Origin of the sequence: Pseudochrobactrum algeriensis (assembly GCF_018436245.1) — a bacterium.
Taxonomy (GTDB): Bacteria; Pseudomonadota; Alphaproteobacteria; order Rhizobiales; family Rhizobiaceae; genus Pseudochrobactrum; species Pseudochrobactrum saccharolyticum.
The window spans coordinates 2,198,647-2,221,613 of the sequence record NZ_CP075361.1 but is presented as its reverse complement, the minus strand read 5'-3'; the positions used below and the strand labels follow the sequence as shown (position 1 = coordinate 2,221,613).

Here is a 22,967-nt window from a genome sequence, read left to right as displayed (position 1 = left end):
GACAGCTCCGCTTCACGCGCCAGCGGATCATCGGCAATAGCCAGTTCTTTTTCTCGCAGACGTTTGATTTCGTCACGCAGTCTTGCGGCTGTTTCAAAGTCGAGATCGGCTGCGGCGTCACGCATCTTCTTCTCAAGATGCTCAAGATGTGCTCCGAGATTATTGCCGACCATGCCGCCTTGTTCTGCAAAGCCGCTAATATCCGCGCGCACATGATCCCGCTCATAAACGGAATTGAGAATATCCGAGATATTCTTGCGCACCGATGCCGGAGTAATACCGTGTTCGGTATTATAGGCGACCTGCTTCTCACGGCGACGGCTGGTTTCCTCCATCGCGCGCTGCATAGAGCCGGTGATTGTATCGGCATAAAGAATAACGCGGCCATCGACATTTCGCGCTGCACGGCCGATTGTCTGCACCAGCGAGGTTTCCGAGCGTAGGAAACCTTCTTTATCCGCATCGAGAATAGCGACGAAGCCACATTCCGGAATGTCCAGACCTTCGCGCAGCAGGTTGATCCCGATCAGCACATCAAATGCGCCAAGGCGCAGGTCGCGGATAATCTCGATACGCTCCAGCGTATCAATATCCGAGTGCATGTAACGGACGCGCACGCCCTGTTCATGCAGATATTCTGTCAGGTCTTCGGCCATGCGTTTGGTCAGCACTGTAACCAGAGAGCGGTAGCCGTTCTTTGCTGTTTCGCGGATTTCTCCCAACACATCATCCACCTGCGAACGGGCAGAGCGCACCTCCACCGGCGGGTCAATCAGGCCGGTAGGGCGGATCAGCTGCTCGGCAAATACACCGCCGGATTGCTCCATTTCCCATTTGCCCGGCGTTGCCGAAACTGCGACTGTTTGCGGCCGCATGGCATCCCATTCCTCAAAGCGCAGCGGGCGGTTGTCCATACAGGAAGGCAGACGGAAGCCGTATTCCGCCAGTGTCGCTTTACGCCGGAAGTCGCCGCGATACATGCCGCCGATCTGCGGAACGGTAACATGACTTTCATCGATGAAAACCAGAGCATTGTCAGGAATATATTCGAACAAAGTCGGCGGCGGTTCACCCGGCTGGCGGCCGGTGAGATAACGCGAATAATTTTCAATACCGGCGCAGGAGCCGGTCGCCTCAAGCATTTCCAGATCAAAGGTTGTGCGCTGGTCAAGACGCTGGGCTTCGAGCAGGCGTCCGGCATTGTTCAGCTCGACGAGGCGGTGCTTCAGCTCTTCCTTGATGGATTTGATTGCCTGATTAAGGGTCGGACGCGGCGTCACATAGTGCGAATTCGCATAGATTTTAACGGATTTGAGATCGCCGGTTTTCTGACCGGTCAGCGGGTCAAACTCCGTAATGGTTTCAATCTCGTCACCAAAGAGCGAGATACGCCATGCACGGTCTTCCAAGTGGGCAGGGAAGAGCTCAATCGTATCGCCACGCACACGGAAAGAGCCACGCACGAAATTGATATCCTGACGCTTATATTGCTGCGCCACCAGATCGGCAAGCAATTGGCGCTGATCGAGACGGTCGCCGATGGTCATTTCAAAGGTCATTGCCGTATAGGTTTCGACCGAACCGATACCGTAAATACAGGAGACCGAGGCGACGATAATCACATCATCGCGCTCCAGCAGCGAACGGGTTGCGGAGTGGCGCATCCGGTCGATTTCTTCATTGATCGAGGATTCTTTCTCAATGAAGGTATCGGAGCGCGGCACATAGGCTTCCGGCTGATAATAATCATAATAGGAAACGAAATATTCGACCGCATTATTCGGGAAGAAGCTTTTGAACTCTCCGTAAAGCTGGGCGGCCAGTGTTTTATTCGGCGCGAGGATAAGAGCAGGGCGCTGGGTGCGCTCAATAATATTGGCAACGGTAAAGGTTTTACCTGAACCGGTCACGCCGAGCAGTACCTGTGTCTGATCGCTGTTTTCAATACCTTCTACCAGATCGGCGATGGCTGTCGGCTGGTCACCGGAAGGAGTATATTCGGTTTCCATTTTAATCTGGATGCCGCCCTCAGATTTGGCAGGGCGTTCCGGCCGATGCGGTGTCCAGAGTTTACCGTTTTTGAACAGCGGATTGCCGGATTCAATCAAAGCAGACAGAGCTTCCACGGTTGCGGTGGCACCGCTGGAAGGCATATTGGCTGCATCTTCCATGGTGATATCCATGCCGGAGACAGGATTCAGACCTGCCGCGACGCGTTCTTTCAGCGTGGCTGCCTTGGCGCGGGATGAAGGTGCTTTTTTCGCTTCTGTCTTTTTTGCTGCCGGTTTTTTAGCGACTGGTGCGGAAGGCATGGCTTCCGGCTGTTCCGCCATTTCACTGATCATCCGCGACCAGTCTCCGACCGAAGAGGAGAGCGGAATGCCTGAAAATTCTGCCTGAGGCACCTCGCCGAAACCTGAGCTATGAGGTGTTTCACCGAAACCAGCGTCCTGTTTCTGCTTGTTCAAATCAGCAGGGGGCTGTGATGACTTATCTTTTTTGGACATGTCAGAACTCTCTCGGCAAGCAGAAGCGAAGGACAGGTGATGGATACAGCCAGTCTGTAACCCGATCAAAAGAAAGCGGGTAGTCAGACATTAGCGAATATAGGCATATAAGTATAGAACGAAAAGGGTACGTTTTCATTCTGACCGATAATTATCAGAAACAAAAAAACGCCGCAGAAAATCTCTGCGGCGTTTTTAGAGGCTTAGTGATTACTGGCCGTGCGGACCATCACCACCGCGACGCGGGCGGTTCCAGTGCGGACGTCCCGGACGATGGCCGTTTTCCCAGCCCGGGCGACCCGGACGGTGACCGTTCCAGCCCGGACGATAATTCGGCCGGTAATATGGGCGGTGCGGACGATAATATGGACGATCCCAGCGGTCATACCTGTCATTGTTGATCGCCGAGCCGATAACTACACCGGCAATCAGCGGAATGCCGATGGCGGCAGCTGTGTTGCCGAAATTATTATTACTGTAGTTGCCGGATGATCCTTCACGCACTGCGAGATAGCGTGAAGATGCCCAGCCCGAGCGCCCTGCGTAATTGACCCGACACCAGCCATAACCGCTGGTGCAGCCGTTTACATCAACGCGTGCACCGTTCGGAATAGAGCCGAGCGTACGATAATTCGTGCCGGGGCCGGTACGCAGATTAAGATTGGTTGTTACAATCGCATTCGCAGCCTGTGCGGCTGTGGCGGAGAATAAAGCAAGGGCAATAATTGCCGATTTGATACCAAGTTTCATTTTTCGGTCTCCCCGTGATGAATTGTCTGTTTTTGCAGCAGAACAATCTGCGCGCTTTTCATGTCAGAGGCTTTCTGAGCTCAGAGCATCAAAGGGCGCCATGAATTATAAACGAATAAGCACCTGTTCCGGTTCCGTCATACATCCATTCGGAATGTGGACGGACGGATAGCGGAGCTTTTTCGTTTGTCAGAATATATACGGAATTATGTGAATGCAGCCTGAATGCTTACCGGCTCAATATAGGCTTTTATTGATAGGGATAAAATCAATATTGCAAAATGTGGTTACTGCAGAAAACAGATTTTACACCATCCCCGAAGTCAAAACAGGTCGGGGATGGTGTGAGAGCTTGAAACTATTGCTGGAAGCCTGTGGCAGCCGCAGTTAAAATACGTCCCGGCAGATAGATAACCATAGAAGCGGCACCGGTAATCACATTTGTACCATCGGCCAATATGGCCTGACCGGATGTCTGACCTTCGCCTTTCAAAGTATTGAAGGACAGGCTGCCGTCACTAACCAGTGCCATCAGCGTTGGCGAAGAGGCAAAGACACTGTGATCTCCGCCGTCAACCGTGCTGGCATCCAGCACGGCAATGCCATATTTCTGCAGCGTTTCAATGCTGGAACCGTCGCCGACGCGGGAATGTCCGCCGGTAATGCGGCCTGAAATATTCAGCGCACTGTCATTGCGCGAAACCAGAACGGCCATAGGAGGCAGAGGCTTCACATCTTTGACCTGCTTTTCAAACACATCCAGATCAATGTCAGGGGCAGCCAGCAGAACATTGGTCAGACGGTTCAGTGCAGTCCGTTCTTCATTGAGTGCCAATGTGCGCAGGGCTTCCATGGTGACGAAACTGCCCATGGAGTGCCCAACCAGCAAAATCCGCTTGGCTTTGGTCTTTGATGCCAGTTTCAGCAATTCTGCCAGACCGTCGCGCGCAAAATTGGCGCTGTCGCGGTCGTAGACATAAAGGCCGAGCGAGGCCGCAGACGGCCATGCATAATGCACGGTTACGGATTTCAACCCGTAATCATGGGTAAACTGGGCAGCGCGGAACGTGCTGTCTGCAAAATTATTGTTATAGCCATGCACAAAGATCAGCAGTTCCTGATCTTTTGCCGAGTGCTGATCCAGAGCCTGATTCAGCTGATTGACGAAAATCTGGCTGTTATCAAAAGGCTGGAAGCTGACTGCCGCGAAATGCTTAGCCGGATCCGGCTTATAGCCGGTCTTTTCCACAACGCCTTTCATATGGGATTTCGGGATGCCGATATCAACGCGTGAAAAATTCAGCTTATCTGAACGTTTCGCATTGTAAGGCATTGAAAAATCATCGCTGCGCTGACGGCTTGTGGCTACATAAACAGGGACGACGGAAGCTGGCTGAGCCGGTTTGATAATGGCAGCATTGGCTGCAGCTACAGAAGCCGGATTGGAATTGGGGCCGTGCCAGAGTACCGCGCGGGAGCCGGTGCAGCCGCTGATAATGATGGAAACGAATGCCAGAAACAAAATACGAGTCATTCGCTGCTCTATCCTTGCCAAGCCTGTTACTGTTCAACCAAGCGGAACATCTTCCGTGTACGTAACCGGATGTTCAGTGTTTTTAAAAGCAGTAATTAACAAGTCTGGCAATCTGTAAAACTAAACCGCACTGATAAATCCGGCGGTTTAACGTGCTGTCGTGTCTTTTAAACCATAGCTGTAACGGCTTGCCTTACAGGTTTTCTGCCGGAACCTCTGAAAGACTTGTCTTGCCGGTTGCCGGTTTTTTGAAGCGCAGACGGGGTACAATTTCGACCATCAGCATGGACAGGAAAATCAGCGCACAACCGGCAAGGCCGATGAATGGCAGACGTTCACCGAGCAGGATTGCACCGAACAGGGCTGCGAATAAAGCTTCGGAAGACAGGAAAATAGCTGCCTGTGGTGCGCTGGTGTAACGGGTGCCGATGGCTTGCAATGTAAACGCCACGCCGGATGAGAACATGCCGGTAAACAGAATTTCCGGCGCTGCGGCCTGAATGGTCTGCCATTCGATCTGTTCAAAAATCGCAGCGCAAACAATGCCGGCAAATGCAACGACTGCGAACTGAACGCAGGCCATGGTGACCGGTCTGCCGATGCGCAATGCATAGCGGGCAATGAACAATCCCTGCAAAGCCCAGAAAAATGCACCGGCAATCATCAGCCAATCGCCCTGACTGAAACCGTCAAGCGAACCGCCGGACAGCATGAATATGCCTGTAAGACTGAGTACTGCGCAGATCCATACGACCGGATGCGGCCATTGGGAAAATAAAATCACGCCTAAAATCGGCACCAGCACAACATAAAGACCGGTGAGAAAGCCTGCATTGGTGACTGAAGTGGTGAGCAGGCCGGTTTGCTGCAGAACCATACCGGAAAACAACATGCTGCCGAGAATCATGAAGGCTTTATGATCGGAAAAGGACAGTGGTTTGGATGCGCGTCCGGCTTCCATAAAGGCAAAAGGTGCAACTGTTGCAGTGGCCACGATAAAGCGCAGACCGATAAAGGTCAGCGGGCCGATATTTTCCATGGCGGTTGACTGGGCAACAAAGCCAAGACCCCAGATCAGGCCGGCAAAAAGAAGCAATAAATTAGCGCGTGACTGGGTCATGATATGCCTGCGGAATGCAATAAACGTGGATCGTTACAGTTCAGATCATGTTTGTCTTGCGGAAGACGGAACTGTCCGGCAGGCCGGAACTGCTTTTCTCTGTATGATAGGCAACAAAGCTGAGGGCAAACCGGATCTGAGCAGGCTGACACTATGTGCTGAACCGCGGCCACTATGCTGTATTATTGCAGGAAAGCAAGCCGGATTTCAGCATAATATATGATGTTACAACGTATATCCGAAATGATTCTCACGCTGTCAGCTGTAGTTTTTTTGAAACTTTCGGACTTATAATACTTTATACTGAAGTCTTATATATTGTTTCAGCGTTTTCATGGTGTTGTGTTCATGTAAAAGCTGTCTCAGGTTTTCAGTAAAAAAGATCTGTTTTTTTAAAAAAATGTTTCAGAAAAGCTTGGCGTGGGGCGGGCAGGCCCCGAGTTTTTCACAAGTTTTTTGCCGATGCTTTTTGCTCTTTCTTTTTGTTTGCAAAGCTGGCACGATAACTGAAACAGATGATGAATGATGAACGGTTCCGAAGCACCGCTTCGGCGACCGTTTTATTTTTGAGTCTCGGGGGTGTTCTCCGGCTGCTGCAGCATAATTCCTTAAGCCTGAAACAGTTTAAGGTAAAATTACGCTGCAAATATAAATGTTAGAGCAACCTTTGTGCACCCGACAGGGTGCATGGTGCTCTGCTAGCCGGGAGATAGTCTCATTTTTTGTTTCTGCATTTTCGTGGTTTTAAGGCTGCGGAGTGCTTTAGCGCGATTGAAGACCGCGCATCAGGCATGAGAAAGGACAGGGCATGGAAAAGTTCCCTATGACACAGGCTGGCTTCGATCAGCTGAAAGAGGAACTGCGCTGGCGTCAGCAGGAAGAGCGTCCGCGCATTATCGAGGCGATTTCGGAAGCGCGCGCGCACGGCGATCTTTCTGAAAATGCCGAATATCATGCAGCCAAAGAAGCACAGAGCCTCAATGAAGGCCGTATCGGTGAAGTTGAAGACTTTATCGCCCGTGCTGAAGTGATCGACATTTCAAAGCTGACAGGTACGACCATCAAATTCGGCGCGACTGTTACGCTCATTGATGAAGATACCGAAGAAGAGCGCATTTATCAGATTGTCGGTGATCAGGAAGCGGATGTTAAAAAAGGCCGCATTTCTATCTCGTCACCGATTGCGCGTGCCTTGATCGGTAAAAGCGCAGGCGATACTGTGGAATTCAATGCACCGGGCGGCGCCCGTTCCTATGAAATCCTTGGTATGAGATTTATTTAACCAGTGCGCGTATCCCTTTTTGACACTGATATTCTGGCTCCGAATTTTAAAAAGCGTCTCTCCGGCGTCACCTCGACGATTGTCCAGCTGGTGCCGGTGCAACGCAAAATGGGGATCAGGATTGCAGCTGTCGGGCGGGGATTGCCGGATGATCTTCCGCATGTGAATTTGCGTGATCTTGCCGGATTATGGCGCAAGCCTGCGTCCGGCAAAAAATTCCGCATCTGGCATGCCCGCCGCAATGTTGAAATGCTGGCCGGCATTATTATGCGTGATGTGCTGCGGATGAAGCTGAAGGTGATTTTTACCTCGGCTTCACAACGCCATCATAAGAAATTTACCAAATGGCTGATCCGTCGTATGGACGGTGTTCTGGCAACCAGTGGCCGCACTGCGAGCTATCTGGACGTGCCGAATACTGTCAGCATGCACGGTATTGATCTGGAACAGTTCCGCCCGCCGCAAAGCGCGCAGGATCGTTTCGCGGCAACCGGTCTGCCCGGAAAATATGCTATTGGCTGTTTTGGCCGTGTGCGGCATCAGAAGGGCACCGATCTTTTTGTCGATGCGATGATTGAGCTGTTGCCGCGCTATCCTGACTGGACGGCCGTGGTGGCAGGGCGTGCTACAGCCGAGCATGTTGGCTTTGAAAAAGAACTGCAGGAAAAGGTCAGAAAAGCGGGTCTGGCTGACCGGATTATTTTTCTGGGTGAGGTGCCGTTTGTCAGTGCCGATCCTGCGGGCGACAGTATCAGTGCATGGTATCGCCGTCTGGATGTCTATGTTGCGCCGTCCCGTACCGAAGGTTTTGGCCTGACGCCGCTTGAAGCCATGGCTTCACAAACCGCAGTGGTGACCAGCGATGCCGGTGCCTATCCGGAAATTGTGGTTGAAGGTGAAACCGGTTATGTTGTGCCGTCCGGTGCGACTATGGCGCCTGCGATTGAAAATTATCTGCGCGACCCCGCACTTGCCGCACAGCATGCGGAAAAAGGTTTGCAGCGGGTGCGCGAGTTTTTCCCGCTGGAACGCGAAGCGAAAACAATCGGTGATTTCTACCAACGGATTTTCGAGCAGGCATAAATAAAGCCGGTTTTCACCGGCTTTTTCATTTTCTGAGATGTGTCGCGTTTAAATTGCGATCAGAACTTCGTCTTTGACCGGCTTGATGGTCAGTGCTGTGCGCACGGAATCCACATTCGGCGTCGCGGTCAGTTCTTCAATCACAAAAGTCTGGAACGCGTTGAGATTTGGTGCAACGCAATGCAGCAGAAAATCGGATTCACCGGACACCATCCATGCGCGGCGCACCAGCGACCAGGATTTGGTTTTCTCGGCAAAGGCTTTCAATTCGCCATCGGACTGGTGTTTCAGACCGACTGAGCAGAAAGCCACCAGATCCTGACCGACAGCTTCACCTTTAATGATCGCCTGATAGCCCTGAATGATGCCGCTTTCTTCAAGCTTGCGAACACGGCGCAGGCATGGCGGTGCCGAGATGCCGACGCGTTCCGCCAGCTCGACATTTGTCATCCTCCCGTCATTTTGCAGTTCCCGCAGAATTTTCCAGTCAATATCATCAAGATCAACCTTAATCGGCATAGGAACTCCGTAAGAGGGTGGCAATAAAAGGGCTGTGAACTGCCGGAGGCAGAATGGAAGTCTCAGAAGTGCATAAAGCAATTATATAACAACAATGCAAGGCTCAGTGCCAGTGACGGGCTTTCCAAGAATTGCTTTAGAGTCATTGCATTATATCATGAATGAAACAATGAGAATGCTTAATTGAAATTATCAACCATTCTGCATCATTTTCTTTTCCGGAACCGGATCAGTTTTTCGTGATTGTCACTGTTCAGCGTACCCAAAAGGCACGGGTGAACAGAATGACCACAGTAATCAGCTCCAGACGTCCGGCGAGCATCAGATAGCTCAGCACCCAGAGCGCATTGTCATTGATGGTGGAGAAGTTGCCTGCAGGGCCGATGGTTTCGCCAAGGCCGGGGCCGACATTGGAGAGGGCGGTAAGCGCGCCGGTAAAGGCGGAGACAAAATCCAGCCCGAAGATGGACAATGCCATCGTGCCCAGCACCAGCGAGGCAAAATACAGAAACAGATAGAGCAGGGCGCTCTGGGCAATATCCGGGGTGATTTCTGATGTGCCGTAGCGGGCTTTGACAACCGCATGCGGCATGACCAGACGGGTGAGGCTGGCTTGTGTGGTGCGCCACAAAATGATGATGCGGTTGATTTTCATGCCGCCGGAAGTGGAGCCGGCACAGCCGCCGATAAAGGAGGCAAGAAAGAACACGCCGACAGCCGCAGGGCCCCAAAGTGTGTAATCCTCCATTGCAAAACCGGTGGTGGTGATAACGGAAATGAAATGGAAGCCCGCGGTCAGCAAAGCAGTGCCGAAAGGCATATCGGAGCTGATGCGCAGCATCACTGCCAGCCCGAATGTGAAGATAAGGATCAATGACAGGAAAAGCTTGACCTGCGGATCAAGCAGATTGGGCATTTGCTGCGGAATGACAGCTTTGATGAAAAGAATGAACGGCAGGGAGCCGAGCGTCATAAAGACCATAGCCACAATCAGAATGGCTTTATTACCATCAAAAAAGCCGAAAGAACTGTCATGTGTCGAATAACCGGCCGTGGAGATCGTGGTCAGCCCGTGATTGATGGCATCGAACATGCCCATTCCGGCGGCAAAATATGCAACAATACACAGGATGGTCAGGCCGCAATAAGCGACAATGATGCCGATCGCTAGCTGATTGACGCGCGGCAGAATTTTCTCGGACTTGTCCGAAGATTCCATATGGAAAAGCTGGACGCCGCCGATACGCAGAGACGGCAGCAGTAACAGCGCCAAACCGATAAACCCGATACCGCCGATCCAGCATAGCAATGAGCGCCAGATCAGAATGCCGCGCGGCATCTGGTCGAGACCGGTCAATGCCGTGGAACCGGTGGCGGTAATGCCGGATGTGGATTCAAACAGGGCTGTCGCAAAGCTGATCGGCAGATGGGAGAAGTAAAACGGAATTGAGCCGAGCAGGGCAGCCGTTACCCAGAGTGAGACTGTGAGCAGAAAGCCGAGACGCGGCGAAAAGCGGACATGGCTGTTTTGCGTGGAGAGAAAGACCAGTGACGATACAACGGCGGTAAACAGGGAGGAGCGGATGAAAATCAGCCAGTCCGGTGTACCGTCGCGCAAATCAAACATTGCAGGAAACAGCATGGCGACGGCCATCATCATGCCTAAACGCGCGCAAATATTACTAACGAAGCGAAATATGATCCTGCCCTCTCGGCTGTAATAACTCTTCCCGTCAGCAGGACTGCCTGTTTATGCGTAAAGCAGCACGGGTTTGGTAACTCTATAGGAAAACTATAGGAATCTAGCAAAATTTTTATGCATTTCCTATGGGGGGCAGACACAAAAGCCGATTTGTGACTTCTCAGAAACACAAGCGCAGTTTTCTGACTGATGGATAAACTTGCCTGTGATTAAGCCCCGCTTCAGCTTGTAATCGGAGACTGCGAAACCTAGTTTCACACTATCTGGGTGCAATACGGATTTTATTCTGTAATGCGCGGCAATGAAGTTACGCGGAAAGAGAAAAGTCTATGACACAGCGCCATGTTCCTGTCCTCATTATCGGTTCAGGACCTGCCGGTTATACGGCAGCTATTTATGCGGCTCGTGCCATGCTGAAACCGGTTATCATCACCGGTCTGGAGCAGGGCGGTCAGCTGATGATTACCACCGATGTTGAAAATTATCCGGGCTATGCAGAAACCGTGCAGGGGCCGTGGATGATGGAACAAATGGCCAAGCAGGCTGAAAATGTCGGCGCTGAAATTGTCTATGATCTGGTGTCGGAAGTTGATCTGTCAAAGCGTCCGTTCACGGCGAAAACCGACAGCGGTGCGGTGTTTACCAGTGATGTTGTGATTATTGCGACCGGTGCGCAGGCCAAATGGCTTGGTCTTGAAAGCGAACAGCATTTCATGGGCGGCGGTGTGTCTGCTTGTGCAACCTGTGACGGTTTCTTCTACCGCGGCAAGGATGTGATTGTTGTCGGCGGCGGTAATACTGCTGTCGAAGAAGCACTGTATCTTTCGCATATCGCTCAATCAGTTACTGTTGTGCATCGCCGTGACAGTTTCCGTGCCGAGAAAATTCTTCAGGAACGTCTGCTGAAGCGCGAAAATGTAAAAATCATCTGGAATCATGCGGTTGAGGAAATCACCGGTAATCCTGCCAATCCGCCGATGGGGCCGGTTGTAACCGGAGCAAAGCTCAAAGATACGGTGAGCGGTGCGATCAGCGAAGTGAAAACTGATGGTGTATTTGTCGCAATCGGTCATGCACCGGCGGTGTCATTGTTCAAAGATCAGCTGAAGATGAAGGATAGCGGTTATTTGTGGACTGCACCGGATTCAACCGCGACAAGCATTGAAGGTGTATTTGCTGCCGGTGACGTGACGGATGATATTTTTCGTCAGGCTGTGACCGCGGCAGGTATGGGCTGTATGGCTGCGCTTGAAGCTGAGCGCTGGCTGGCAGCACAACCGGAAGCCTGAGTGGTAAAGCTCGTGGTTTAAACAACCGGCACCTGATAATTCTGCACTGCAGAGCGGTTTTGAATGACCCTGAATCGTAAAACCGCTCTGTTTCTTTGTTTCGGCTACATTTTCTTTGCAAAACCGGTTTTCGTTTTTGTTGAAAATGCTCTGGCTCTTTAAAGTTGCCACAAAATTTAGTTCTTTGTCTTGTGGCAGTTATAAGCTGATTCTGATTTACTGTCGGACATCGGCGAGAAGTTGAAATGGGAAGTGCATAGCGGATGAACCGCATTGTGCCGGAGGATGAAAAGCAATGTCCGTTGCTATAAAGGCGGGCATTGCATGAAAAGGGGATAGTGTGGTGGCACCACTTGACTGGGATAAGCTACGCATTTTTCATGCCGCTGCTGAGGCCGGCTCGTTTACCCATGCGGCGCAGACATTGCACTTGTCGCAATCTGCGATTTCGCGTCAGGTCAGCGCGCTTGAGCAGGATGTCGGTGTGGCGCTGTTCTATCGTCATGCGCGTGGCCTTATTCTGACTGAACAGGGCGAAGTTTTGTATCGCACAGCACATGATGTGCTGATGAAACTGGAAAATGTCCGCTCCAAACTCAATGAAAACCGTGAAAAGCCTTCCGGTCGCCTGCGTGTGACGACAACGGTCGGGCTTGGTTCCGGCTGGCTGATCGAGCGGATGGAAGAATTTGCCGATCTCTATCCTGATGTGCAGGTGCAACTCATTCTCGATGATGAAGAGCTTGATCTGACCATGCGTCATGCGGATTGTGCTTTGCGTTTGCGCCAGCCGCAGCAGCCGGATCTCATCCAGCGCCGCATGTTTACCGTGCATATGCATGTTTATGCATCTGAAGGCTATATTGCCAAATATGGTAAGCTCAATGCTATTGAAGAGCTGGATGAGCATCGCATTGTAACCTTTGGTGAATCCGCACCGTCCTATCTGATGGGGCTGAACTGGCTGGAAACAGCAGGTCGCACTGATGGCGGTGCGCGCATTCCGACCTTGCAGGTCAATAATCTGCTTTCCATTCGCCGCGCGGTTCTCAGCGGTGTCGGGATCGGGGTTCTGCCGGATTATATGGTCGATAAAACATCAGGGCTGGTGCGTTTGTTGCCGGCTTTGGGAGAGATTCCTTCCTTCGATACATTCTTCTGTTATCCGGAAGCGTTGAAAAATGCGGCCAAGCTGCATGTTTTCCGTGATTTCATTTTCTCCAAAGCGAGAAACTGGTCCTTCTGAAACAGACCAATTGACGTTAAAAAGAGCCGGTTTTACCGGCTTTTTTGTTGTTTAACGCCCATCTGTGCAGAAAAACCGGTTTCAAGATGCTGAGCTATCTGAAAATGCATGGCTGCTTTGCAATATCGGGCGTTGTGAAACCAGGCTTAAAGGAGCATATACAACTCATCTTAGTGATGCGTCTCCTCCTCCCATTGCGCATCCTAAGTGTTCCCCTCTGAAGGCTTGTCCATATGACGCCTTCAAAATTCCAAGCCGGGCTTATGTCCGGCTTTTTTTTGTCCAAATTTCAGGGCGACAAAAGCCATCTCTTTTTCCGTATTCTATGTGACCCTGCTTATGCAGGCAGAGTTTTGTGCGCAATAAAAAAGCCCCGAACGATATGTTCGGGGCTTCAGATACTTTATGCGTTTCGTATTAGCGCAGGGAAGCGCAGAAACGCTGAATGCGGATGCAGGCCTCTTCCAGCAACTCTTCTGAAGTCGCATAGGAAATACGGAAGTTTGGTCCGAGACCAAAGGCTGAACCGTGAACAACGGCTACGCCTTCTGCTTCCAGCAATTCGGAAACGAAATCTTCGTCGGTTTCGATAACCTTGCCCGAAGGTGCGGTTTTGCCGATCAGACCTGCGCAGGACGGATAGACGTAGAATGCGCCTTCCGGTGTCGGGCAGGTGATGCCGCTGGCCTGATTGAGCATGGAAACAACGAGATCGCGGCGACCCTGAAAGATTGCCTTGTTCTTTTCGATGAAATCCTGCGGGCCGTTGAGAGCTTCAACCGCTGCCCATTGTGCGATGGAGGAGGCACCGGAGGTCTGCTGACCCTGAACCATATCCATAGCTTTAATCAGCTGCAGCGGGCCTGCTGCATAACCAATGCGCCAGCCGGTCATGGCATAGGCTTTGGAAACGCCGTTCATGGTCAGGGTACGGTCATAGAGCTTTGGCTCAACCTGCGCAGGGGTCATGAATTTGAATTCGCCGTAAACGAGATGCTCATACATATCGTCGGTCAGGATCCAGACCTGCGGATGACGCAGCAGCACATCGGTGAGCGCTTTGATTTCGCTTTCAGAATAAGCGGCACCTGTCGGGTTGGAAGGCATGTTGAGGATCAGCCATTTGGTTTTTGGCGTGATCGCAGCTTCCAGATCGGCAGCCTGCAGCTTGAACTGGTTGTCCATTGTGGTTTCAACAGTTACCGGTGTTGCACCGCACAGAGCAACGATTTCCGGATAGCTTACCCAGTAAGGCGCAGGGATGATAACTTCATCACCCGGATTGAGGGTTGCCATCAATGCATTGAACAGGATCTGCTTGCCGCCGGTACCGACAATGGTCTGTTCCCAGGTGTAATCCAGACCGTTTTCACGCTTAAACTTCGCAGCAATTGCCTTGCGCAGTTCAGGAATACCGGAAACAGGGGTGTATTTGGTTTCGCCGCGGGTGATTGCGTCGATGGCTGCCTGCTTAATATTATCAGGGGTATCAAAATCCGGCTCACCTGCACCAAGGCTGATAACATCTTTGCCCTTAGCTTTCAGCTCACGTGCTTTCTGGCTGACAGCGATTGTGGCAGATGGTTTTACGCGGGACAGTGCGTCGGCGAGGAATGCCATGATCATTACTCCTGAATGGAACTGGCGATCCGGCTGATGAGCCGGAGGATAAAAGAAAACCTAAAACACAGCGCAATCTCCTCAACCGCGTGTGTTTAAGCGTTGCTGCCGGTGCCTGAGCAGCCGCTATAGCGACGTTGTTGAGCCCTTCGCGAGCGCAGATTGATCTGGTCGCATATGATATCCGGGGAGTTTACAGTTTTGAGGCTGTTTATGCCGGTGGGGAGCAACGCTGATATAGAGCCGGACTGTTCAGTCAGAGGCTACAGCTTTATGTCGCAATCACAGGCAAAGTGCAAGGAAAGCTTTTGCATCGCAGCGTAATTGCGGCGTTTTATATTTGGGATGTGCAGAAAAAAGAAAAGGCGGGAAAACCCGCCTTTTATTCGATCCCAGATTGTCAGTCAGTGTGACCTCAACGCCCTGTATCTCAACCCTGAGCCGCATGAAATGCAGCTCTTAACCTTATCGCAAATTACATTGCAACAAGGTTGTCGGCAGATGAACGACCAGAGCGGCGGTCCTGCACGATTTCATAGGTGACTTTCTGGCCTTCATCGAGCTGAGCCAAGCCAGCGCGCTGTACAGCGGAGATATGAACGAACACGTCTGTGCCGCCCTGATCAGGCTGAATAAAACCGAAACCCTTGGTCGTGTTGAACCACTTAACTGTTCCCGTAGCCATGGGAAATTCCTTCAAGTTCATAGTAAATTCAGGTTCGCCTTGCGACGTTCCCGGTGGATCGAAGTTGTTGATGGAAGATCATGAGAAGCAAGGCGTTGCCGTGCGGGCCGCAAAATCACTCGACCGAAAATTCGATGAACTCAACATATGCGACATTTTTGACCAATACAAGGCGGCTTCTCAGGAAAACGCACATGGACGGAGAATAAATCTCCGGCAAACCTTTACAACGCGTGAGAATATTTCTGCAAATTGCCACTCTCCGAAAAGTATCTCTGTAGAGTTCAATGCAGGGGAGCGATGTATCCGGAGCAGGAATTACAGTGCTGAAAACACAAAAGGCAGCCTTATAAGGCTGCCTTTTGCTTGATCGTTTATGTGCTTATCAGGCTTTCTTGAAGTAATCCTGCAATGGACGAACTTCCAGTGATCCGGCCTTGAGCGCGGCAATCGCTTCAGAAACCGCCTCTGCACCAGCCAGTGTGGTGTAATATGGCAGTTTGTGCATCAGGGTCGCACGGCGGATCGATTTGCTGTCGGAAACCGCACTGACGCTGTCTGTGGTATTGAAGACGATATGCACCTGACGGTTACGGATGGCGTCTTCAATATGCGGACGGCCTTCCAGAACCTTGTTGACCTTGGTGGCTTCGATACCCTGTTCAGCCAGATAGCGCTGTGTGCCACCGGTTGCCAGAACTTTAAAGCCGAGGTCTGCCAGACGCTTAACAGGCGCTACGATGCGCGCTTTGTCTTCATCGCGGACGGAGACAAACACTGTACCGTCGCGTGGCAGATCAACGCCTGCGCCGAGCTGTGATTTTGCAAAGGCCAGTGCATAGTCATAGTCGAGACCCATGACTTCACCGGTCGAACGCATTTCAGGTCCGAGCAGGGTGTCTACGCCCGGGAAGCGGGCGAACGGGAACACGGCTTCCTTCACGGCGATGTGGCGCTGTGCTTTCACATCAGGCTTGCCGCCATAGGCTGCGAGTGCCTGTTCAAGGCTTTCACCGGCCATAATGCGTGCTGCAACCTTGGCAATCGGTGTGCCGTTGGTTTTAGCCACAAAAGGCACGGTACGCGATGCACGCGGATTGACCTCCAGCACATAGACTACATTGTCTTTGATCGCATATTGCACGTTCATCAGACCGCCGACATTGAGCGCCTTGGCCATAGCAATGGTCTGGCGTTCGAGTTCAGCAACGATTTCATCGCTCAATGTGTGAACCGGCAGGGAGCAGGCTGAGTCACCGGAGTGAATACCGGCTTCTTCAATATGTTCCATGATACCGGCAACATAAGCGTCTTTACCGTCGCAGAGGCAGTCGACATCCACTTCGATAGCATCGGTCAGATAGGTATCAAACAACAGCGGGTTTTTGCCCAGCAGGGTGTTGATCTGGCCGGTTTTATCATTCGGATATTTGGCTTTAATATCTTCGGTCACCAGTTCAGGCACGGTTTCCAGCAGATATTTCTGCAGCATACGTTCGTCATGAATGATCTGCATGGCGCGGCCACCCAGAACATAAGACGGGCGAACCACCAGCGGGAAGCCGAGGTCTGCAGCGATCAGACGTGCCTGTTCAACGGAATAGGCAATGCCGTTTTTCGGCTGGTTGAGGCCGAGCTTGATCAGCAGTTTCTGGAAGCGGTCACGGTCTTCCGCCAGATCGATCGCATCCGGTGAGGTGCCGAGGATCGGAATATTGGCTTTTTCCAGTGCATTGGCGAGTTTCAGCGGGGTCTGGCCGCCGAACTGCACGATCACGCCGTGCAGAGTGCCTTTTTCCTGCTCTTTGCGCAGAATTTCGATCACATCTTCATCGGTCAGCGGTTCGAAATACAGACGGTCCGATGTGTCATAGTCCGTGGAAACCGTTTCCGGATTACAGTTGATCATGATCGCTTCATAACCGGCATCGCTCAGCGCGAAAGCCGCATGGCAGCAGCAATAATCGAACTCGATACCCTGACCGATACGGTTAGGACCGCCGCCGAGGATCACAACTTTTTTGCGCTCGGATACATCCGCTTCACAGGCTTCAACACCTGCAAACGGCGTTTCATAGGTCGAATACATATAAGCCGTTGGTGAAGAGAATTCCGCAGCGCAGGTATCAATGCGCTTGAAAATCGGATGCACGCTCAGTTCTGCACGATGTTTGGCAACATCCTTGGCATCTTTGCGGATCAGGCTTGCAAGGCGGCTGTCTGAGAAGCCCATGGCTTTCAGATAGCGCATATTTTCCGCATCCTGCGGCAGGCCGTGTTCACGGACACGATCTTCAGTCGCAACGATCTCGGCCATCTGCTCAAGGAACCAAGGATCGATCTTGCAGGCTGCGTGAATTTCATCAAGCGGCATGCCGAGACGCATGGCCTGTGCAACCATACGCAGACGATCCGGTGTCGGTGTGCCGATAGCTGCGCGGATTGCGCCTTTTTCATCGCCGTCTTCAATATTCGGGATTGCGATTTCATCAAGACCGGTCAGACCGGTTTCCAGACCGCGCAGAGCTTTCTGCAGGCTTTCCTGGAAGGTACGGCCGATAGCCATCACTTCACCGACCGATTTCATCGCGGTGGTCAGAACATTATTGGCGCCCGGGAATTTCTCGAAAGCGAAACGCGGGATTTTAGTAACAACATAGTCAATGCTTGGTTCAAACGAAGCAGGTGTTGCACCGCCGGTAATATCGTTTTCCAGCTCGTCCATGGTGTAGCCGACAGCCAGCTTGGCGGCGACTTTAGCAATCGGGAAGCCGGTTGCTTTGGATGCCAGCGCTGACGAGCGGGACACACGCGGGTTCATTTCAATAACGATCAGACGACCATTTTCAGGATTAACCGCGAACTGTACGTTCGAACCACCGGTTTCAACGCCGATTTCACGCAGCACTGCGATCGAGGCATCGCGCATGATCTGATATTCTTTATCAGTCAGCGTCAGGGCAGGGGCGACAGTGATACTGTCACCGGTGTGAACGCCCATCGGGTCGATATTTTCGATTGAGCAGATGATAATGCAGTTGTCCGCTTTGTCGCGTACAACTTCCATTTCATATTCTTTCCAGCCGAGCACAGATTCTTCAATCAGTACTTCGGTGGTTGGCGATGCATCAAGGCCGCCTTCGACGATTTCAAAAAATTCCGAACGGTTATAGGCAATGCCGCCGCCGGTGCCGCCGAGGGTAAAGCTCGGGCGGATAATGGCAGGCAGACCAACATGATCGAGCGCCTGTGCTGCCAAACCCATAGCATGGGTCATGTAGCGCTGCTTGCGGTCGGTTTCGCCGAGCTGCCATTCGGTTTCCAGCTTGTCGAGTGCTTTGTCGAGATCGTCGCCGGAGAGCTTGGCTTTCAGCTCTTCGCGTTTGATCTTATGGGCTTTGCGGTCTTCGTCTTTAACGTCTGTGGCATTGGCCAGCATGGACTTTGGTGTCTCAAGGCCGATTTTTGCCATGGCTTCGCGGAACAGTGCGCGGTCTTCGGCTTTATCAATGGCTTTGGCGTCTGCGCCGATCATTTCCACATTGTAGCGGTCAAGCACACCCATGCGCTTCAGCGATAGCGCGGTGTTTAGTGCAGTCTGGCCGCCCATGGTTGGCAGCAGCGCATCAGGGCGCTCTTTGGCGATGATCTTGGCAACAACTTCCGGTGTGATCGGCTCAATATATGTAGCATCCGCCAGATCAGGATCTGTCATGATCGTGGCCGGATTGGAATTCACCAGAATGATCCGGTACCCTTCTTCTTTCAGGGCTTTACAGGCCTGTGTGCCTGAATAGTCAAATTCACATGCCTGACCGATAACAATTGGTCCCGCTCCGATAATCAGAATCGATTTGATGTCTGTGCGTTTTGGCATGGTCTCATCCTGTGTTTAGCGCTTATTCGGCTCTGCGACAAAAGCCCGAACGGTATGACCGTCGGGTTCAGAGGCTATATGATGCGTCTGGGCTAAGCGTGTCTTATAGGTAATCAATTTGCGGAAAGTAACCCCTTAAATACGTTATTTGGGAGAAAATATGCGTTTATAACAATTCTTATTGAAATTTGACCGGTTGTCAGCCTGTTTTGAAATGTCCTGTGTTTTATCTTTGCTAAATAGACTGCGGGCAGAGTAGCGGGCAGAGCATTTCCGTTTTATTATAGCTGCCACAGAATTATGTAAAATAAGGAGAGCGCTGATGCGCTGGCAAGGTCGCGAAGAGAGTGACAATGTTGAGGATCGCCGTGGGAATGGCGGAGGTGGTCTGAGAGGCGGTGGCGGACTCGGCGGGCCGGGTTTCCGTGTTGTGCGCGGCGGCGGGCTTTCCGGCATTCTTATTCTGGGTGTTATGGCACTTGTTTTATGGATGGCCGGTATTAATCCGCTGCCTATCCTGTTCGGTGACGGTTCTATCCAGAGCACACAGACATCCGGCGGCTCTTCCAATATTGGTGCTTCCACGCCGCGCGCCGATGATGAAGCGGCCAGTTTCAGTCGTGTTGTCTTGAAAGAAACAGAAGAAGTCTGGAGCGGTATTTTCCAGTCTGCGGGTCAGACCTATAAAAAGCCGGTTCTGGTGTTGTTTGACGGTCAGGTAAGATCTGCCTGCGGTTTTGCTTCTGCTGCCTCGGGGCCTTTCTACTGCCCGGGCGACCAGAAGGTTTATATCGATCTGAGTTTCTACCGTGAACTGGACAAGCGTTTCGGCGCTTCCGGCGATTTTGCCCATGCCTATGTGCTGTCGCATGAAGTTGGCCATCATGTGCAGAACCTGCTCGGTATTCTGCCGAAATTTAACCAGATGCGCCAAAGTATGAGCGAAGCACAGTCCAATGCCATGTCTGTGCGCGTGGAATTGCAGGCCGATTGTTTTGCCGGTGTCTGGGGTAAATTCACTGAGCAGAAAGGTCTGCTGGAGCAAGGCGATCTCGAAGAAGCTCTGAACGCCGCCCATCAGATCGGTGATGATACTTTGCAGAAGCGCTCGCAGGGCTATGTTGTGCCGGAAAGCTTCAACCACGGTACCTCTGAACAGCGTGCCAAATGGTTTAAGCGCGGCTTTGACACAGGGCGGGTTGATGCTTGTGATACTTTCAACAACCCCATTTAATATATTCGGGTGCTGACGGTCTGCAAATAGCGCCTTCCAGCGCTTCCGGTACTCACGTACTATAGTACGCTCCGTTCCGGTTCTCGTAAGACACTATTTTCGCCACGTCATCATCCCGAATATGACCTCGCGCTTGATAGAAAAATCAAACTACGAGTATAGAAAAAGGCCGGTGAAAATCACCGGCCTTTTTATTTGTGTCCTGCTTGTTAAGCTCAGGCCGCTTCGCGTTCCGGCAGAGGTTCCTGACCTTTGCGTGCGCGGATCAGGTTGATAAAGCGGCGGAACAGGTAGAACGAGTCTTCTGGACCCGGAGAAGCTTCCGGATGGTGCTGTACCGAGAAGACCGGCTTGCCGATAATCCGCAATCCGCAATTCGTACCGTCAAACAGCGAGATGTGGGTTTCTTCCACGCCTGAAGGCAGGCTGTCCGCATCCACCGCAAAGCCGTGGTTCATCGATACGATTTCAACTTTACCGGTTGTGTGGTCTTTCACCGGATGGTTGCCGCCGTGATGACCCTGATGCATCTTCACTGTCTTGCCGCCTGTTGCCAGTGCCAGCATCTGGTGGCCGAGGCAGATACCAAACAGCGGAATATCAGTTTCAATCAGCTTTTTAATGGTTGGCACTGCATATTCACCGGTAGCTGCCGGATCGCCAGGGCCGTTGGACAGGAATACGCCGTCCGGATTGTGTGCCAGAATATCTTCAGCGCTTGCCGTGGCCGGAACAACCGTTACCTTGCCGCCAAGATCTGCAAACAGACGCAGAATGTTACGTTTGATACCATAGTCAACCGCAACGACATGGAACTGTTCTTCTGTCTGGCTGCCATAGCCTTCATTCCAGACCCATGACTTTTCTGTCCATACAGAAGACTGGCCGGAAGTAACATCTTTGGCGAGGTCGAGGTCTACGAGACCTGCCCAAGCGCTAGCGCGTTTTTTCAGAGCCGGAATGTCGAAATTGCCGCTCGGATCGTGAGCGATCACGGCATTGGCTGCGCCTTTTTCACGGATCAGGGCGGTCAGTGCGCGTGTATCAACATTGCTGAGGCCGATAATGCCGTGCTGCTTCAGCCACTTGTCGAAATCCTGAGTGGCGCGGTAGTTTGAAGGGGCAGTAATATCAGCCTTGATGATTGTGCCGACTGCACCGGAGCGGCTGGCCGGATTGAGGCGCTCGCTGTCTTCTTCATTGGTGCCGACATTGCCGATATGCGGGAATGTGAAAGTCACGATCTGGCCTGCATAGGACGGGTCGGTCAGAACTTCCTGATAACCGGTGAGGGAGGTGTTGAAGCAGACTTCCGCTTCAATCGCACCGACTGCGCCGACACCTTTGCCTTCGATCACTGTGCCATCCGCCAAAACAAGAACAGCTGTTGGCTTGGAAGTCGTCCAGGGTGCGGTTTTGGGTGTGGTTTCGGTCATTGAGGCACTCCTGATCAAAATTGCGCGCTGTGCTGTGGGGCATGTCGCGTCCGGAACCGGCTTTGTGGTCGGCCATCTGAACGGCAACTATGTGTTATATGTGCAGATGCAACCCGGTATGATAAACACCAGATGTGCAAAAACGCGCCGGATACAATGAGCTCCGTCGCGAGAATGAAAAAAATCTTCTGCTAAGATTAATAATGTAAAGAAATCTTGCCCTGCGGTCAATTGCTGTGACGGATATTTTCGCGGGAAAAGCGGCGACCAGTACGCGGCCTGTAGTTTGCCTTCATAAAAACAGTCTGAATGAGCCGCTTTCTGCTTGTATATTGCAGAGACAATAATGAGGCTGCGCGAAGAAAATAAGCGGATGGTTTTGCCAAGACTGCAAATTGCGCTATAAGGCCTTTGATTTGCTTATTCCGGCCAGCTTTATTGCATTCAGGAGCGTATCGCCTTTATTCTGTTCTGCGCGCACGCTCTGATTTCTGTAAAAATTTGCATCACGCGCGTGATCATAAAAAGACAACTGACCGCGCCTTGCTCTGACCGGATTTTATAAATTTAACAGGCCGGATACGAATATATAATGCTGTCCTGCCAAGGAGATAAGAAATGCTGCGTCAGGAAATTTCGCAAGCTCTGACAACGGCTATGAAAGCCCATGAAAAAATGCGTGCTTCAACGCTGCGCTTGATTATGGCTGCTCTGAAGGATCGCGACATTGCCAATCGCGGTGCAGGCAAAGACCCTGTATCGGATGATGAAATTCTGGCAATTCTTGCCAAGATGATCAAGCAGCGTGAAGAATCCGCCAAGATGTACGAAGAAGGCAATCGTATTGAACTGGCTGAAAATGAACGCGCTGAAATCGAGATCATCAGAGAATTTCTGCCTCAGCAGTTGAGCGATGAAGAAATTCGCGCCAACAGCGCCGCCGCCATTGCCGAAGTCGGTGCGGAAGGCCTGCGCGATATGGGTAAGGTAATGGCGGTTCTTAAAGAGCGCTATACCGGCCAGATGGATTTCGCTAAGGCCAGCGGTGTGCTGAAAGAACTGCTCGGTAGCTGATCCTGAATA

General features: G+C 51.8%; 15 protein-coding genes and 1 pseudogene. 6 read left to right on the top strand and 10 right to left on the bottom strand.

Annotated elements, in window-relative coordinates; all coding sequences use genetic code 11:
- Nucleotides 1–2: 2 nt before the first annotated feature.
- From uvrB to KHQ09_RS12390, 4 genes and pseudogenes are all read right to left on the bottom strand, one after another.
- Nucleotides 3–2,507, bottom strand: a pseudogene (gene uvrB / locus KHQ09_RS12405) (excinuclease ABC subunit UvrB); the annotation flags it as partial.
- A gap of 210 nt (nt 2,508–2,717) precedes the next feature.
- Nucleotides 2,718–3,257: an SH3 domain-containing protein gene (locus KHQ09_RS12400; RefSeq protein WP_213598516.1), complete on the bottom strand. Its 540-nt coding sequence runs from the start codon at nt 3,255–3,257 to the stop codon at nt 2,718–2,720.
- Nucleotides 3,258–3,615: 358 nt separating this feature from the next.
- Complete coding sequence (locus KHQ09_RS12395; RefSeq protein ID WP_213598514.1) at nt 3,616–4,791, bottom strand: alpha/beta hydrolase; 1,176 nt, start codon at nt 4,789–4,791, stop codon at nt 3,616–3,618.
- Nucleotides 4,792–4,984: 193 nt separating this feature from the next.
- The gene (locus tag KHQ09_RS12390; RefSeq protein WP_022711703.1) at nt 4,985–5,911 is read right to left on the bottom strand and encodes a DMT family transporter; all 927 of its coding nucleotides are present in this window, start codon (nt 5,909–5,911) and stop codon (nt 4,985–4,987) included.
- A gap of 808 nt (nt 5,912–6,719) precedes the next feature.
- Here KHQ09_RS12390 and greA point away from each other — a divergent pair.
- Together greA and KHQ09_RS12380 are read left to right on the top strand one after the other, a co-directional pair.
- Nucleotides 6,720–7,193, top strand: coding sequence for a transcription elongation factor GreA (greA, locus tag KHQ09_RS12385; RefSeq protein WP_022711704.1), 474 nt, complete (start codon nt 6,720–6,722; stop codon nt 7,191–7,193).
- 3 nt (nt 7,194–7,196) lie between these two features.
- Complete coding sequence (locus KHQ09_RS12380) at nt 7,197–8,276, top strand: glycosyltransferase family 4 protein (RefSeq protein WP_213598513.1); 1,080 nt, start codon at nt 7,197–7,199, stop codon at nt 8,274–8,276.
- A 48-nt stretch (nt 8,277–8,324) separates the two neighbouring features.
- Here KHQ09_RS12380 and KHQ09_RS12375 read toward each other — a convergent pair whose 3' ends face one another.
- Complete coding sequence (locus KHQ09_RS12375; RefSeq protein WP_022711706.1) at nt 8,325–8,795, bottom strand: Lrp/AsnC family transcriptional regulator; 471 nt, start codon at nt 8,793–8,795, stop codon at nt 8,325–8,327.
- Between the two features lie 253 nt (nt 8,796–9,048).
- Nucleotides 9,049–10,449 (bottom strand): TrkH family potassium uptake protein, encoded by a 1,401-nt coding sequence (locus tag KHQ09_RS12370; protein WP_213599979.1) that lies wholly within the window; start codon nt 10,447–10,449, stop codon nt 9,049–9,051.
- Nucleotides 10,450–10,826: 377 nt separating this feature from the next.
- Between KHQ09_RS12370 and trxB the strand changes: the two genes are divergently transcribed.
- Nucleotides 10,827–11,786 (top strand): thioredoxin-disulfide reductase, encoded by a 960-nt coding sequence (trxB, locus tag KHQ09_RS12365; protein ID WP_213598512.1) that lies wholly within the window; start codon nt 10,827–10,829, stop codon nt 11,784–11,786.
- Nucleotides 11,787–12,126: 340 nt separating this feature from the next.
- Entirely contained in the window at nt 12,127–13,032 is a 906-nt protein-coding gene (locus KHQ09_RS12360) for a LysR family transcriptional regulator (RefSeq protein ID WP_022711710.1), read from the top strand.
- Between the two features lie 417 nt (nt 13,033–13,449).
- Here KHQ09_RS12360 and KHQ09_RS12355 read toward each other — a convergent pair whose 3' ends face one another.
- The 3 genes from KHQ09_RS12355 to carB form a co-directional block, all read right to left on the bottom strand.
- Nucleotides 13,450–14,652 (bottom strand): pyridoxal phosphate-dependent aminotransferase, encoded by a 1,203-nt coding sequence (locus KHQ09_RS12355; protein WP_116087809.1) that lies wholly within the window; start codon nt 14,650–14,652, stop codon nt 13,450–13,452.
- A 475-nt stretch (nt 14,653–15,127) separates the two neighbouring features.
- Complete coding sequence (locus tag KHQ09_RS12350; RefSeq protein ID WP_022711712.1) at nt 15,128–15,337, bottom strand: cold-shock protein; 210 nt, start codon at nt 15,335–15,337, stop codon at nt 15,128–15,130.
- A 385-nt stretch (nt 15,338–15,722) separates the two neighbouring features.
- Nucleotides 15,723–19,214: a carbamoyl-phosphate synthase large subunit gene (gene carB, locus KHQ09_RS12345; RefSeq protein ID WP_151159818.1), complete on the bottom strand. Its 3,492-nt coding sequence runs from the start codon at nt 19,212–19,214 to the stop codon at nt 15,723–15,725.
- Between the two features lie 322 nt (nt 19,215–19,536).
- Between carB and ypfJ the strand changes: the two genes are divergently transcribed.
- The gene (gene ypfJ / locus KHQ09_RS12340) at nt 19,537–20,448 is read left to right on the top strand and encodes a KPN_02809 family neutral zinc metallopeptidase (RefSeq protein ID WP_116087806.1); all 912 of its coding nucleotides are present in this window, start codon (nt 19,537–19,539) and stop codon (nt 20,446–20,448) included.
- A 215-nt stretch (nt 20,449–20,663) separates the two neighbouring features.
- Here ypfJ and carA read toward each other — a convergent pair whose 3' ends face one another.
- Nucleotides 20,664–21,884 (bottom strand): glutamine-hydrolyzing carbamoyl-phosphate synthase small subunit, encoded by a 1,221-nt coding sequence (gene carA, locus KHQ09_RS12335; RefSeq protein WP_075656063.1) that lies wholly within the window; start codon nt 21,882–21,884, stop codon nt 20,664–20,666.
- A gap of 618 nt (nt 21,885–22,502) precedes the next feature.
- Between carA and KHQ09_RS12330 the strand changes: the two genes are divergently transcribed.
- Entirely contained in the window at nt 22,503–22,958 is a 456-nt protein-coding gene (locus KHQ09_RS12330) for a GatB/YqeY domain-containing protein (RefSeq protein ID WP_022710976.1), read from the top strand.
- The last annotated feature ends 9 nt before the right edge of the window (nt 22,959–22,967 follow it).

Excerpts from the sequence above, each read along its gene's own strand:
- KHQ09_RS12355 (WP_116087809.1), bottom strand. The coding sequence starts at position 14,652 with ATGGCATTCCTCGCCGACGCACTGTCCCGCGTAAAACCATCTGCCACA.
- carA (WP_075656063.1), bottom strand. The coding sequence starts at position 21,884 with ATGACCGAAACCACACCCAAAACCGCACCCTGGACGACTTCCAAGCCA.
- KHQ09_RS12375 (WP_022711706.1), bottom strand. The coding sequence starts at position 8,795 with ATGCCGATTAAGGTTGATCTTGATGATATTGACTGGAAAATTCTGCGG.
- KHQ09_RS12400 (WP_213598516.1), bottom strand. The coding sequence starts at position 3,257 with ATGAAACTTGGTATCAAATCGGCAATTATTGCCCTTGCTTTATTCTCC.
- KHQ09_RS12395 (WP_213598514.1), bottom strand. The coding sequence starts at position 4,791 with ATGACTCGTATTTTGTTTCTGGCATTCGTTTCCATCATTATCAGCGGC.
- greA (WP_022711704.1), top strand. The coding sequence starts at position 6,720 with ATGGAAAAGTTCCCTATGACACAGGCTGGCTTCGATCAGCTGAAAGAG.
- carB (WP_151159818.1), bottom strand. The coding sequence starts at position 19,214 with ATGCCAAAACGCACAGACATCAAATCGATTCTGATTATCGGAGCGGGA.
- KHQ09_RS12330 (WP_022710976.1), top strand. The coding sequence starts at position 22,503 with ATGCTGCGTCAGGAAATTTCGCAAGCTCTGACAACGGCTATGAAAGCC.
- KHQ09_RS12390 (WP_022711703.1), bottom strand. The coding sequence starts at position 5,911 with ATGACCCAGTCACGCGCTAATTTATTGCTTCTTTTTGCCGGCCTGATC.
- KHQ09_RS12370 (WP_213599979.1), bottom strand. The coding sequence starts at position 10,449 with ATGGCCGTCGCCATGCTGTTTCCTGCAATGTTTGATTTGCGCGACGGT.
- trxB (WP_213598512.1), top strand. The coding sequence starts at position 10,827 with ATGACACAGCGCCATGTTCCTGTCCTCATTATCGGTTCAGGACCTGCC.
- KHQ09_RS12350 (WP_022711712.1), bottom strand. The coding sequence starts at position 15,337 with ATGGCTACGGGAACAGTTAAGTGGTTCAACACGACCAAGGGTTTCGGT.
- ypfJ (WP_116087806.1), top strand. The coding sequence starts at position 19,537 with ATGCGCTGGCAAGGTCGCGAAGAGAGTGACAATGTTGAGGATCGCCGT.